The sequence below is a fragment of the Chitinophaga niastensis genome, assembly GCF_003014755.1.
In the GTDB taxonomy this organism is placed as follows: Bacteria; Bacteroidota; Bacteroidia; order Chitinophagales; family Chitinophagaceae; genus Chitinophaga; species Chitinophaga niastensis.
Window position 1 is genome coordinate 630,810 of record NZ_PYAW01000002.1, and the last position, 14,738, is coordinate 645,547.

Annotated in this window: 10 protein-coding genes; 4 read left to right on the forward strand and 6 right to left on the reverse strand. The window is 43.1% G+C overall.

Going from position 1 to position 14,738, the window contains the following annotated elements; translation table 11 throughout:
- Positions 1 to 144: 144 nt before the first annotated feature.
- The 4 genes from bamJ to CLV51_RS11205 form a co-directional block, all read right to left on the reverse strand.
- The gene (gene bamJ / locus CLV51_RS11190; protein WP_106528117.1) at positions 145 to 861 is read right to left on the reverse strand and encodes a BamJ family beta-barrel-assembly machinery protein; all 717 of its coding nucleotides are present in this window, start codon (positions 859 to 861) and stop codon (positions 145 to 147) included.
- A 148-nt stretch (positions 862 to 1,009) separates the two neighbouring features.
- Positions 1,010 to 2,902, reverse strand: a complete 1,893-nt coding sequence (locus tag CLV51_RS11195) for a CocE/NonD family hydrolase (RefSeq protein WP_106528118.1) — start codon at positions 2,900 to 2,902, stop codon at positions 1,010 to 1,012.
- 78 nt (positions 2,903 to 2,980) lie between these two features.
- Positions 2,981 to 3,331 (reverse strand): MmcQ/YjbR family DNA-binding protein, encoded by a 351-nt coding sequence (locus CLV51_RS11200; protein WP_106528119.1) that lies wholly within the window; start codon positions 3,329 to 3,331, stop codon positions 2,981 to 2,983.
- Between the two features lie 157 nt (positions 3,332 to 3,488).
- Positions 3,489 to 4,001, reverse strand: a complete 513-nt coding sequence (locus tag CLV51_RS11205; RefSeq protein WP_106528120.1) for a hypothetical protein — start codon at positions 3,999 to 4,001, stop codon at positions 3,489 to 3,491.
- Between the two features lie 327 nt (positions 4,002 to 4,328).
- Here CLV51_RS11205 and CLV51_RS11210 point away from each other — a divergent pair, with 327 nt between their 5' ends.
- Positions 4,329 to 5,582: an alkaline phosphatase family protein gene (locus CLV51_RS11210; protein WP_106528121.1), complete on the forward strand. Its 1,254-nt coding sequence runs from the start codon at positions 4,329 to 4,331 to the stop codon at positions 5,580 to 5,582.
- Positions 5,583 to 5,704: 122 nt separating this feature from the next.
- Here the strand turns inward: CLV51_RS11210 and gcvP are convergent, their stop codons facing one another.
- Positions 5,705 to 8,572 (reverse strand): aminomethyl-transferring glycine dehydrogenase, encoded by a 2,868-nt coding sequence (gcvP, locus tag CLV51_RS11215; RefSeq protein WP_106528122.1) that lies wholly within the window; start codon positions 8,570 to 8,572, stop codon positions 5,705 to 5,707.
- Between the two features lie 163 nt (positions 8,573 to 8,735).
- Here gcvP and CLV51_RS11220 point away from each other — a divergent pair, with 163 nt between their 5' ends.
- Positions 8,736 to 9,230, forward strand: a complete 495-nt coding sequence (locus CLV51_RS11220) for a YkgJ family cysteine cluster protein (RefSeq protein WP_106528123.1) — start codon at positions 8,736 to 8,738, stop codon at positions 9,228 to 9,230.
- Between the two features lie 78 nt (positions 9,231 to 9,308).
- Here CLV51_RS11220 and CLV51_RS11225 read toward each other — a convergent pair whose 3' ends face one another.
- The gene (locus tag CLV51_RS11225; protein ID WP_106528803.1) at positions 9,309 to 10,565 is read right to left on the reverse strand and encodes an MFS transporter; all 1,257 of its coding nucleotides are present in this window, start codon (positions 10,563 to 10,565) and stop codon (positions 9,309 to 9,311) included.
- Between the two features lie 130 nt (positions 10,566 to 10,695).
- Here CLV51_RS11225 and CLV51_RS11230 point away from each other — a divergent pair, with 130 nt between their 5' ends.
- Entirely contained in the window at positions 10,696 to 11,919 is a 1,224-nt protein-coding gene (locus CLV51_RS11230; RefSeq protein ID WP_106528124.1) for a PQQ-dependent sugar dehydrogenase, read from the forward strand.
- Between the two features lie 239 nt (positions 11,920 to 12,158).
- Positions 12,159 to 14,279, forward strand: coding sequence for a carboxy terminal-processing peptidase (locus CLV51_RS11235; protein ID WP_106528125.1), 2,121 nt, complete (start codon positions 12,159 to 12,161; stop codon positions 14,277 to 14,279).
- Positions 14,280 to 14,738 lie beyond the last annotated feature (459 nt).

The window sequence follows — 14,738 nt, forward strand, 5'->3', positions numbered from 1 at the left end:
TATAAAAGCGAATGCCCAGCTGATAATCTCAGCTGGGCATTCGCTTTTATAAAATAATGTAATCGTCTCTCTAAAATAAAAAAACCAGAAAATCATCTTAATCATCAAAATCGGGAGAAAGACAATTTCTACAGCCGAAGGCTGTTACTTTTCTATCGCCAGCAATTCCACGTCAAACACCAGGGTGCTTCCAGGGCCGATTTTCGGACCTGCACCGCGATCGCCGTACGCAAGCTCAGATGGAACGAAAAGACGCCATTTGGAGCCTACAGGCATTAACTGCAGGGCTTCTGTCCAGCCTTTAATTACACCACTCACCGGAAAGGAGATAGGTTCGCCTCTGTCAACAGAGCTATCGAATACGGTGCCGTCAATTAAAGTACCGTGGTAATGTGTTTTTACTTTGTCGTTAATAGTTGGCTTAGGGCCTTCGCCAGCTTTCAGTATCTCATACTGTAAACCACTTGGAAGTGTTACTACACCTGGTTTTACTTTATTTTCTGCCAGGAATTTAACCCCTGCTTCGCGGTTCTTGGCAGACTTGTCAGCTTTCAGCTGCTGCAGATAATTACTTATGCTCATATCACTTTGATCTTTTGACAATGTTAAGGTTTTGTTCTTAAGCACGTCCTGTATGGCTTTGGCCAGTACAGCGGTATTTACATTTTCCAGACCCTGTGCTTTCAGGTTATCAGCGATATTCACGCCAATGCCATAGCTCACAGAATCCAGGCGTGTTTTCAGCACCGGTGCTTTTACTGCTGTTTTAACAGCCGTTGCTTTAGGCTTAGGTTTGGTTTGACTGAAACCTTGTACGGACAAGAATCCCAGCGCACCCATGAATAAGTATTTTTTGTACATAAATGTTTTGTTGTCGGAAATGTTGATTTTAATAAGGTTTTTAAAGATGTATGCAAGTTAAGCATTTAGCGATTAGTATGTAGCTTTTAGGCGTTCGCACAGGATGTTTTCCCGAATGCCTGAAAACTATACACTAATTGCTAATCCCTTATTTCACTACCGGCAGCACCACATTTGACGGATGCTGTGCATCATGGTAAATACGGATAGTTGCTTTTTTGAAATCCTTATCAGTTGCTTTATAAATATCCATAAACTGCTGTGGATTACGATCTGCCAGCGGGAACCAGCTGCTTTGCACCTGGATCATAATGCGGTGGCCTTTCTGGAAAGTATGTGCCACATCAGGCATGGTGAATTTCACAGTTGCAGGTTGATCAGGCACAAATGCTTCAGGGTGTTCAAAGCTGTTACGGAACTTACCACGCATAATTTCACCACGAACCAGCATCTGGTAGCCACCCATCGGATAAGTAGCCGACGGAACCCGGCGATGCTCGCTGGAAGCATCTTCCTCATATTTAAAATCATTCGGGAACACATCAATTACTTTCACAATGAAATCGGCATCTGTAGTGCTGGTGCTGGCAATAATATCAGCCACCACCGGACCGGCAAGAGTAATGTCGTTATTCAGTTCTTCGGTTTCAAATACCACTACATCTGGCCTGCGGGCAGCAAAGCGCTGATCATCGGTCATGTAGTTGATAGTACGGTTGAAGTGTATATCTTCTGTATAAGGAACCGGTTTGGCAGGATCACTCACGTATTCGCTGAAACTATTGGTAGTAGTAGGTTTGGTAAATGATAATTTGCCATCTTCCTGCAGATAGATAGATTCCTGCTGCATGTTTGCCGGAGGCCATTTAGGCAGCTGTTTCCATTTGTTTTCGCCGGTAAAGAAAATGGTGGCTTCTGCAATATCAGGTGCCTGTCCTTTGCTTTTCAGGTAGTAATTGAAGAAAGGGATCTCAATGTTGTTAGCATAATATTCAGAAGTATTGCTGCCAAAACGTACATTGCCTAAGTGAGTGCCATCATTGGATGCCCACTGTCCATGGTACCAGGGCCCCATTACAATGCGGTTGTTGGTTTTCGGACTTTTTTCTTCAATGGTTTTATAGGTATTCCAGGCGCCAAAACAATCTTCTGCATCAAACACACCGCCTACTTCCAGCATAGCTGGTTGTACATCTTTCAGGAAGTTACGCACATTACGTGCTTTCCACCAGCTGTCATAGGTAGGGTGGGCGTACATTTCATTCCAGAAAGCAACGCTGTCGCCAATTATTTTGGAGAAGTTTTGCAATGCACCTGTTTCCAGGTAGTATTTGTAATTATCGTGGGTATAATAATCAATTCCTTTAGGCCCTACAGTAGTAGGTTTTGGATGCGGATGATCAAAAACGGTATAAAACGAAAAGGCATCTGCAATAAAGAAGGCGCCGTTGTGATGGAAATCATCTCCTATAAACCAATCGGTAACAGGTGCCTGCGGGCTCACCGCTTTTAACGCCGGATGACCACTCAAAGCGCTCATAGTAGAGTAGAAGCCAGGATAAGAAATACCGAATATGCCTACATTACCGTTGTTGCCGGCAATATTTTTTACCATCCAGTCAATGGTATCATAGGTATCACTTGCTTCATCAATATCCTGCTTTCCTTTCTTGTCGGCATTGAAAGGACGTACATTCACAAATTTACCTTCACTCATCCAGGTACCTCTTACGTCCTGTGTCACCATAATGTAGCCTTCTTTCAGGTATTTGTTATAGTGATTACGGTAAAACGGACGAAAGACATTTTCACCATAAGGGGCGCAGGAATAAGGTGTGCGCGTCATCAGAATAGGATGTTTTTCTGACTGATCTTTGGGCAGATAGATGGATGTAAACAACTTTACACCATCACGCATAGGTATGTACACTTCTTTTTTTGTGTAATTTTCATACATCCAGAGGGAGTCCTGATTAACGGCTTTGGTTACAGCCGGTAATATAAACAGCGCGGCGCAGGCCAGCAGCAGCCATTTTCTCATAAACAGTATATTTTAGATTTAGATTGCGGCTAATGTAATAAAAAAACCGGGTACTGCGGAAGGGTATATGGGGAACGGTTATTTGCCTAGTTTTTCTCTTTCTTTTTTAGGTAAACTGGCCACTACCAGGTCGTACGATTTTTTGATCCACTCCAGCAACAGTTTATTGGGAATATTGGAATGTACATCTACCGTGTTCCAATGTTTCTTATTCATGTGATAGCCGGGTATAACACCTTCATAGCGTTCGCGCAGTTCAATCGCTTCTTCCGGATCACATTTCAGGTTAATTGTTTCAAAGTTCTCCAGGCCGCTCAGGGCAAACATTTTCCCTGATACTTTATATACAAGTGTTTCATCTCCAAAAGGAAATTCTTCTGTAACGCCGGGGAGAGAAAGGCAGTATTCCTGGAATTGAGCAAGGTGCATGATTACATCGTTTGTGGATAACAAATATAAGTAATTGCAGGTTCGGTTGGCAGACGGGCAATTGAAAGTATAGTATGTTATATATAAAACATCCGCAGCTGTTATGCACAGCTGCGGATGACAAATAAGGTAAATATTTTTTTAAACAGATAGCAGGTTATTTTTTATTAATACTGATAATCACACGGGAATAACGGGCATAGGTGATCTCTACTTCCTGACCTGCACGATATCCTTCCAGCGCACCGCGCATCCAATAAAATAAACGTTTTTTCTTATTCTCCAGCAATATCATGATGTTTGTCTGGGTATCATTATTTTCCAGGTAAACTGCTTCCATAGGCGCATTCAGTATGCCTTTCTGTAAAGCTGTCAGATCTTTTTTGATTGCCCAGTAACGTATATCAGTAACTTTTATCAATGCAAATATTAATGCTACTACAAAAGACAACAGCCATACCCAAAACCAAAAGTTCTTAAATGACATGAGTGAGTCGTCTGCATCTCCAAGTGTATTATGTGTATAAAGATATATTTGCGGTATTACAGCGGCCACCATTAACAACCCAATTCCAATTAATGCAAACTTGGTCAACTGCTGTTTGTTTTTTTTCAACGCTTCTTGTAATAGGAAATGTTCCTCAGTAGTGATAAAGGTGTAGTCGGACATAGTTTAGATGGTTTTTCAGTTAGCTAATATATAGACAAACAGTCAATTAATTAAAATTATATATATAAATTTTTGAAGAATGATTGTCATTTTACCCAATTATACCAGATTTGGATAGATGTATGATAAAATATCATTACACGTTTTGGTGTTGTATTTATTTCGTGTCAACAAAATTTAGCAAAATATTGTATGGTGCAACATGTTTTTATTAACGAATATATAATTTTTGCATGTCATCCGGAACGGAAATAGTTTTCTAATTTGCGGCCCCAATCATCTGTTATTCTTCCCCATTAATTATCCGTAAATCATAAAATAACAATAGTGAAAAGGATTTTTTTATTTGTTGTTGCCCTGTTGTTCATCAGCATCACCAACAACGCACAGGACACCGCACAATTAACGGTAGAAGGACGGAAAAATAGTGCTACACAACAATCGAAGCCTTATGTAATCATGATCTCCATTGATGGATTCAGATATGATTACGCAGAGAAATATCAGGCAAATAATCTGCTGCAATTATCCGGCGAAGGCGTACGCGCTACCGCAATGCAACCGGCCTTCCCCACGCTTACTTTTCCAAATCATTACACCATTGCTACAGGATTGTATCCTGCCCACCATGGCCTGGTAGATAACCTGTTCTATGATCGCAAACGGGATGCAGTATATAAAGTAGGTAACCGCGATGCCGTGGAAGATGGTACCTGGTATAATGGTATCCCGCTATGGGTGCTGGCTGAGAAACAACAGATGATAAGCGCCAGCTACTTCTGGGTAGGTTCTGAAAGTGCTGTTCAACAGGTAAGACCTACTTATTATTTTAAATACCAGGAGAAAACAGGTATTGACCAACGTATTCAGCAAGTGGTGAACTGGCTGAACATGCCGGAAGATCAGCGCCCGCATCTTATCACTTTTTATTTCCCGGAAGTGGATCACATGGGACATGCTTACGGACCCGATTCCGACAGCGTTCGTAACGCTGTACAGTTTGTAGATGCCAGCATCGGTAAAATGGTGGCCGCTGTAAATAAACTGAATCTCCCTGTAAACTTCATCGTAGTAGCTGATCATGGCATGATAGCAGCAGATACAGAAAAAACATTATCACTACCGGATACGCCTGTATTAAAACCGCTGAAAGTAATGCCGGGCAACGAAAAAATAATGCTCTATGGCAATAATGAACAGGAAATAAAAGCGGCTTATGATTATCTTAAACAACATGAAAATCATTATACCGCTTATCTGAAAAATGAAACACCGGAAAGATGGCACTACGGACAGGAAGATATTTACAACCGCATCGGTGATATCATCCTCCTGGCAGAACCTAACTACGCTTTTGGTGCTGCCGGAAAAGAAATGCATCCCGGTCATCATGGATATGACAACAACCTCACCAACATGAACGCTATATTCATGGCATGGGGACCAGCCTTTAAACCGCATACCCGCATGGCTACTTTCGAAAACGTACATGTGTATCCGTTAGTATCAAAAATACTGGGCCTGGATATTACGCAGCCTATAGATGGGCGTATAGAAGTGCTGGAACCAATGTTAAAATAGCTTTTAGCGCTTAGTATTTAGCTTTTAGTAAAAATGCAGCGAGGATAGAATCGATTATAATTAATAATCTACTTCTATCCTCGCTGCATTTTTACTAAAAGCTAAATACTAAACGCTAAAAGCTAAGCGCTAACACCTTCTTCTTCATATGCACTCATTGGTTCGCAGGTGCAGATCAGATTTCTGTCGCCATGCGTGTTGTTTACGCGGCTCACAGAAGGCCAGAATTTATTTGCTTTTACATATTCCAGCGGGAAAGCTGCCTGTTGACGGCCGTAAGGACGGTTCCAATCATCAGCAGTGATCACAAACTGTGTATGCGGTGCATTTTTCAGTACGTTGTTTTGTTTATCCACCTTGCCTTCTTCTACAGCACGGATCTCTTCACGGATAGCGAGTAATGCATCGCAGAAACGATCCAGTTCACCTTTATCCTCACTTTCAGTAGGCTCAATCATGATAGTGCCTGGTACCGGGAAACTCATGGTAGGAGCGTGGAAACCATAATCTATCAGGCGTTTTGCAATATCTTCGGCTTCAATACCGGCTGCTGCTTTAAACGGACGCAGATCTACGATGAACTCATGCGCGCAGGTACCATTCACACCAGTATAAAGAATATCATATGATTTTTCCAGTCTTGCCTTCATGTAGTTGGCATTCAGGATAGCATATTCAGATGCTTGTTTCACCCCATTGGAACCGAGCATGCGGATGTAAGCATAAGAAATCAGCAGAATGCTGGCAGAACCAAATGGTGCTGCAGATACAGCGTTTGATGGCTTGCCGTCATTCAGTGTTACGTGACCAGGCAGGAAAGGAGCCAGGTGTTGACGTACACAAATCGGCCCCATGCCAGGTCCACCACCACCATGAGGAATAGCAAAGGTTTTATGCAGGTTCAGGTGACATACATCAGCACCAATCAAGCCAGGAGCCGTTAAGCCTACCTGTGCGTTCATGTTGGCACCATCCATATACACCTGTCCACCATGTTCGTGGATAGTAGCACAAATTTCTTTCACACTCTCTTCATAAACACCGTAGGTAGATGGATAAGTGATCATGATACCGGCGAGGTCTTTGCTATGCGCTGCTGCTTTAGCTTTCAGATCTGCAACATCAATATATCCGTTTTCCAGTGCTTTTACTACTACTACCTTAAAGCCCGCCATTACTGCTGATGCAGGATTGGTACCGTGTGCACTGATCGGGATCAGCATTACATTGCGGTGGCCTTCACTTCTGCTTTTATGGAACGCGCGGATCACCAGTAAGCCGGCATATTCGCCTTGCGCACCACTGTTAGGCTGCAAACTGCATGCGTCAAAACCAGTGATTTTGCTGAGGTATTCTCCCAGTTCGTCAGCTATCTGTAAGTAGCCGCCTACCTGGTCTTTTGGTGCAAAAGGATGCATCTTGCTCCAGTGTGCCCAGCTTAAAGGAATCATCTCAGTAGCTGCATTCAGTTTCATGGTGCAGGAACCGAGGGAGATCATGGAAGTATTCAAAGAAAGATCTTTGTTTTCCAGCATTTTCAGATAGCGCATCATTAAAGATTCACTATGGTAACTGTTAAACACAGGGTGCAACAGGTAGGCAGAAGTACGTTGAAGTGGAGCTGCAATACCGGTAGTACCGTTGCTAACTGCAGCAACGTCTGTTTTACCTGCACCAAACACCTGCAGTATATCATTTACATCAGCAATGGTAGCAGTTTCATCGAGAGAGATACCAACATTACCATTTGCAAAATAACGGAAGTTGATACCAGCTGCTTCTGCGGTTGCTTTTACATCAACACCTTCTACAACAATGGTGTCGAAGAAGCTGTCAGCAGACAGTTTCAGACCTTTTGCCTTTAGCTTTTCAGCTAATGTTTTAGCCAGCAAAGAAATGCGGGTAGCAATATCTTTCAGTCCCTGTGGACCATGATATACAGCATACATAGCGGCCATGTTAGCCAGCAATGCCTGTGCAGTACAAATATTGGAAGTTGCTTTTTCGCGTTTGATATGCTGTTCACGGGTTTGCAGTGCCATGCGCAGTGCGCGTCCGCCCTGAGCATCGATGCTCACACCAATGATACGGCCGGGGATAGAGCGTTTGAAGTCGTCTTTCACAGCAAAGAATGCCGCGTGCGGACCACCAAAGCCCAAAGGAACACCAAAACGTTGTGCAGAACCAAAGGCTGCATCAGCGCCCAGTTCACCTGGTGAAGTTAGCAGGGTCAGTGCCAGCAGGTCTGTTGCCACACCTACAAATGCACCCACAGCGTGCACGTTGTCGATAAATGCACGATAATCAACCGCAGCACCCAGGTTATTAGGATACTGGATCAGTGCACCAAAGTAAGCTGCATCAAATTGAGCGGTTTTGTAATCGCCCACTACTACTTCAATATCCAAAGGAGTAGCACGGGTATAAATTACATCCAGCGTTTGAGGATATACATGATTGTCAACAAAAAACTTAGGCCTGGTTACATGGTCATGGTCTTTGTTCAACGCATTGAAGAACATTGTCATGGCTTCTGCTGCCGCAGTAGCTTCATCCAGCAGGGAAGCATTGGCAATAGGCAAGCCTGTCAGGTCACATACCATGGTCTGGTAGTTCAGTAAACTTTCCAGACGCCCCTGAGAAATCTCAGCCTGGTAAGGAGTGTACTGGGTATACCATCCTGGGTTTTCAAACACATTACGTAAAATAACACTGGGTGTGATGGTATCGAAATAACCCTGACCAATGTAGTTACGTAATACTTTGTTTTTCAGCGAAATTTCCTTCAGATGACGGAGATAATCACTTTCGCTGATCGCTGCTGGAATAGCCAGTGGCTGTTGCATGCGGATAGCGCCCGGAACGGTTTTGCTAATCAGCTCGTCCAGGTTGGAGGCACCGATGGTTTCGAGCATCTGGTTGGTTTCTCCTTCATTCGGCCCAATGTGACGGTGCACGAATTCATTTTGTTGAATATCAAAAAGATTCATGATGTAAGCAGGTAGTTTAAAATAGAATTCGCAAAGCTATGCAGATTTTAAGCAACCGCCAAACAGTGAGTATTGGCGGGCAGAAACAGTGATAAATGACGGATAATTAACCGGCATGTATGTCATGGTTTTGTCCAAGAACTAATTACTTATCTTTGCAGCAATGGACAAAATATTAGAAGACTGGGAACAGAAGGCCCAAGACAAGCAAAAGGTCAATAAACAGTTTCTCGCGAAGCTGCAAACCCGCCGTGGAAAGGGTGTGGAGAAACTGTTACCAGAACTGCATGAAGAAGCTTTCAGTAAAATAGATTGCCTGCAATGTGGCAATTGCTGCAAAACCATCAGTCCCCGTTTCAAAGGACCAGATATCAGACGCATCTCCAAACACCTGGGCATGAAGGAAGGTGATTTCGTTGACACCTATCTCCGCATCGATAAAGAGGAAGATTATGTGTTAAAATTCACCCCATGTCCTTTCCTGGGTGCCGATAATTTCTGTGGTATCTACGATGTACGCCCCGGAGATTGTGCTAACTATCCTTATACAGATAGCTACGATTTCTTCAAGCGCCCTAAGATCACTTATGAAAACAGTACCACATGTCCGGCTGTTTATTATGTTTTAGAGAAATTGAAAGAAAAAATGGATCTATAAAAAGAGAAATTACGAATTACGGATCTCCATACAGATCTTCGCGAAGATCCGTAATTCGTAATTCGTAATTCTCTACCACTAGGGCTTTAGATCTAATTTCCGCATCGCCGGCGATATCACATAAGTAGTAACTACTACCCCCAACGTTACACAACCGCCAAATACCACAGACGTTACCAATCCCATGGCTCTTGCCATAAACCCACTTTCAAAAGCCCCCAGCTCATTGGAGGAACCAACAAACATGGAACTCACGGAGGCCACACGGCCACGCATATCATCCGGTGTTTTTAACTGCAGAATAGTCTGACGTATAATAACACTGATGCCATCCAACGCACCACTGACCAGCAACGCAGCAATGGAAAGGTAAAAACTGGTAGAAAGACCAAAAACAATAATGCATAGTCCAAACCCGAAAACAGCCGCCAGTAGCTTAATACCAGGCTTATGTACTAATGGTTTGTGTGCCAGTATAAACATGGTCACCAGCGCACCCACAGCCGGCGCAGAACGCAACAGGCCATAGCCCTGTGATCCCACATGCAGCACATCAGTAGCAAAGGCAGGTAACATGGCCACGGCGCCACCAAATAATACGGCAAACATATCCAGTGCCATAGCACCTAATACCACCTTGGTTTTCCACACAAAGCGTATGCCCTTGGTAAGCCCGTCGGCAAAGCTTTCTCCCTGTGATTTATAATATATCGGTTTGGGTTTTATCTGTATTAAACTAAATAATGGTGGAAAGAAAACAAATACCACCAGCAACATAGACCAGTGTACGCCGAACCAGTGGATCAAAAGTCCGCCCAGTGCAGGTCCTATTACACCGCCTATCTGCCACGCTGAACTACTCCAGGTAGCCGCATTGGCATATAATTCACGTGGTACCAGTAAAGACATCAGCGTGAAGTTGGCCGGACTGGTAAATGCCCGTACAATACCGCCTGAAAATACCAGTAAATAAATGAGGTTCAATACCCAGTGCCTGGAAATCCCCGCTACTGCCTGATCCCAGGTAAGCAGGAACAAACCTGCGCTGATAATAATGTAGGCAATGACGCACTTTAATAATATGCCCCGCTTCTCGCGTTTGTCTACCAGGTGTCCTGCAAATGGGGCCAGCAGCACCGCAGGGATCACTTCAGATAAACCAATCAACCCTAATGAAAAAGGATCTTTAGAGATTTCATATACCTTCCACTCTATAATGGCAAACTGCATTGCGAGCGCAAATACAATAGCAAAGCGGATAACAAGATAATATTTGAATTCCGGGAAACGTAGCGAAGCGTAAGGATCGTTCTTGGGAGATGCCGTTGTGTCCAACCTGATGTATTTTTTACGAAGGTAGCGAAAAGGTAAAAAAGAGAAAGCAAAAAGCAAAACGGGATCGGTCCGGGGCTATTAGCTTTCCTTTTTTAAGTATATTTTTATTCTGCAATAATGCTGCACTACTATGAAAATACAGGCTTTAATATACTGGGCTTTATTGCCGGTAATGAATATACAAACTGCCTGCGCAGGTAATCCGGACGGAAATAATCCTCCTGCCCGAAAAGCAAGACTGGAGCTGGTAACAGATAAGTTTATTTCTCCTGTGAATATGGCGGTACCTGGTGACGGGTCCGGCAGATTATTCTTTTGTCAGAAAGAAGGGAAAGTGTGGATCGTACAAAAAGGCGCCCTGGTAGCCCAGCCTTTCCTGGATGTAAGCAGCGATATGGTAAAGGTAAACCCGGCATACGATGAAAGAGGTTTGCTTGGAATGGCCTTCCATCCTGATTTTAAGAAGAACCGCAAATTTTATGTGTATTACAGTTCACCGGTAGAAAATCCGGTTAAGAAGGTATTGGATCACAAAAGCCGCCTGGTGGAGTTTACCGCATCGGCTACCAATCCCAATGTGGCCGATCCTGCCTCTAAAAGAATACTCATGGAAATTAATGAGCCGGAATCCAATCACAATGGTGGCCAGCTGCAGTTTGGCCCTGATGGTTATTTGTACATCGGTCTGGGTGATGGCGGCGGCGGTGGCGACAAACACGGCACTACCACCGGCAATGGCCAGGACCTGGGTACAGTATTGGGTAAAATATTGAGAATAAATGTCAACGGCACACCGTATAAGGTACCTGCAGACAATCCTTTTGTAAACAAAACAGGCGCAAAGCCTGAAATATGGGCCTATGGCTTGCGTAATCCATGGCGTTTTTCCTTTGACAGAGTAACTAAAAAACTGTTTGCAGGAGATGTAGGTCAAAATCTCTATGAAGAAGTAGATATCATTACTAAAGGTGGTAACTACGGCTGGCGCATCATGGAAGGTTACCACGATTTCAACGTACCTGCCGGTGCAGACAAATCCAAACTGATTGCACCTATTCACGAATACAACCACGATCTGGGGATCAGCATCACCGGTGGTTATGTATACCGTGGAAACGCAATACCTGCACTGAAAGGACTATACGTTTTCGGCGATTATAACGGTAAATCCTTTGTACTGGTGCCCAATGGCAAAAAATGGGACCGCGCCGATCTGGAATTATCCAACCGTCCCAATGATAACTTGCAGATACTCAGTTGGGGAGAAGATGAACAGGGAGAACTTTATATGCTCACCAGCGCCTCCACTAAAGATGGTTTTAAAGGAGCAGTATATAAATTGGTAAAAGATTAACTTTTCCCGTTTAGCACTAAATATTCCCTTGTTAAAGCCAACATTCCCTGCACTTTGTTCGTTATCAACAGATAACCCGACACCGTGCAGGGGTGCTTATGTAAGCATGTTTTTAGCCACATATCTGTCCTTGCTTCCGTTTGGCCCAATTTTTTGTTAAAAGGAAATAAATTGCACACCCGACGGGCGATTTTATTTTATATTTGATTAGACAACGTTTAAGTTCAATTGAGATACATATGAGACTGAAAGTGATTATACCGGTTTTGCTCCTCAGCATCTCCGCAGGCGTGTTAGCTTTTAATAAGCTGGGACATAACGATGACCCTCCTGGACGGTATGAAGTGATCATGAACCTGGTGGGCCAGATGCTGAAAGAAGGGCATTACCAACCCAAACCAATAGATGACAAATTCTCCACAGAAGTTTTTAATAAATACTTGCGTAGCCTGGATACGGAAAAGAAATTTTTCCTGAAAACAGATGTGGATAAACTCATGCCATTATCCACCCATATCGATGATGAGCTGAAAGGCGCTCCACTGGATTGTTTCCGCAGCATCAACACATTGATAAAACAAAGAGTGGCAGAAGCAGCAACGATCTATCCGGATATTCTTTCCAAACCGTTTGATTTTACGGTAGAAGAAAAAGTAACACTGGACCCTGAAAAAGTGGACTTTCCTGCGGATGAAAATGCGCGTAAAGAAGCATGGCGCAAAGTGCTGAAATACCGTACACTGGAAAAACTGACTGATCTGCAGGATATGCGGGAGAAAGATAAAGCCAAAGACAGCAGCAAAGTAAAAACAGATACACAACTCGAAGTAGAAGCCCGTACAAAAGTGAAACAATTGTACGATCGCTATTTCGAACGTTTGAAAAACAGACAAAACGACAACGATCGTTTCAACCTGTATGTAAATGCGATCACCACTACAATGGATCCGCATACCGACTACTTCCCGCCTGATGAAAAACGCGCATTCGAAGAACAGATGGCCGGTAAATTCTTTGGTATCGGTGCACAACTGAAAGAAGAAGGAGACAGAATTAAAGTGATCAGCATCGTTACCGGAAGCCCAAGCTGGAAACAAGGACAGCTGAAAGCAAATGACGTTATTCAGAAAGTAGCACAAGGCGATAAAGAAGCAGTAGACATTACCGGCTACCCGGTAGAAGATGCGGTAAAACTTATCCGCGGTAGTAAAGGTACACCGGTGAAACTGACCGTTAAAAGTGTAGATGGTACCGTGAAAGAGATTACTATCATCCGCGACGAAATCGTAACAGAGGAAACTTTCGCTAAATCCGCTATCATCAACGGACAACATAAAATAGGTTATATCTATCTGCCGGAATTCTACGCAGACTTCAACGACCGTAACGGCGCCCGCAGCGCGGATGACGTGGCCAAAGAAGTTGCTAAACTTAAAGCAGAAAAAGTAGAAGGTATTATCCTCGATCTCCGCTTTAATGGCGGTGGTTCCCTGCAGGATGTAGTACAGATGGCAGGCCTGTTTATTCCGGAAGGTCCTGTGGTACAGGTTCGTTCCAGAGGCGGTGATGCAGTGGTATTACGCGATCGTGATAAAAATGTACAATACGATGGCCCGCTGGCTATTATGGTAAATGAATACAGCGCTTCTGCTTCTGAAATCATGGCAGCAGCTATGCAGGATTACAAGCGTGCAGTGATCATCGGCAGCACCCAAACTTTTGGTAAGGGTACCGTTCAGCGCCTCTTTAACCTGGATGATTTCTATCCTGTAAAAGATGGTGGCAGCCTCGGTGCACTGAAACTTACCCAGCAGAAATTTTACCGTGCAGATGGTGGTTCTACGCAGCTGAAAGGAGTCGCTTCTGATATCGTATTGCCAGATCCATACTACGAAGTAGCAGAACGTAAAGACAGCGATGCATTAATATGGGATGAAATACCACGTGCTGCCTTTACTCCCTGGTACAATCCGGTGAATACAGAATCATTGAAAAGAAACAGTGAAAAGAGAATGGCTTCCAGCCCTGCTTTCAAACTGCTCAATGAAAACCTGAACACCCTGAAAAAACTGGAAAAACAGGAAACATATTCCCTGAATATGCAAACCTATAAAACAGAGCAAAAATCAAATACTACTGCCCTCAAAAAATACGATGCAGTAAACGATAAGGTGAAAGAACTCAACATCAGCAATATCAAAATTGATATGGAGAAGCTGGGTAGTGATTCATCTAAAATTGCCCGTAACAAAGACTGGATCAAGATCAGAACAAAAGATATCTACCTCGATGAAGCAGTGAACGTAATGAATGACCTGATTGTACAGTCATTACCTAAAATGCAACGTAAATCGCAGTAATCATCTTGCTCAGGATTAGACTGATTATAATGATTAGGATGATTATTTTTTGAGCGAGTATCTGAACTGTGATTTTTATGATTGATGTGATGATCCTGATGAGCGAAGATTATAGCGGGTGTTGTCTGAACTGTGATTTTTATGATTAATATGATTATCCTGATGAGTGAAGATTTTTGAGGATGATTATTTAGAGATAAGATTAAATACTTACAATTTATATAAATAAGAAACCCGTTCAGGCTTAACCTGAACGGGTTTCTTATTTATATAATATTATCAATCTCCCGGATCCATCCGGGTAATCCTTTAAATCCTTTAATCATGGTTCAAACAATACGCGCTAAGATCTTCGCTCATCAGGATAATCATATTAATCATAAAAATCACAGTTCAGATACTCGCTCAAAAAATAATCATCCTAATCATTATAATCAGTCTAATCCTGAGCAAGACAAT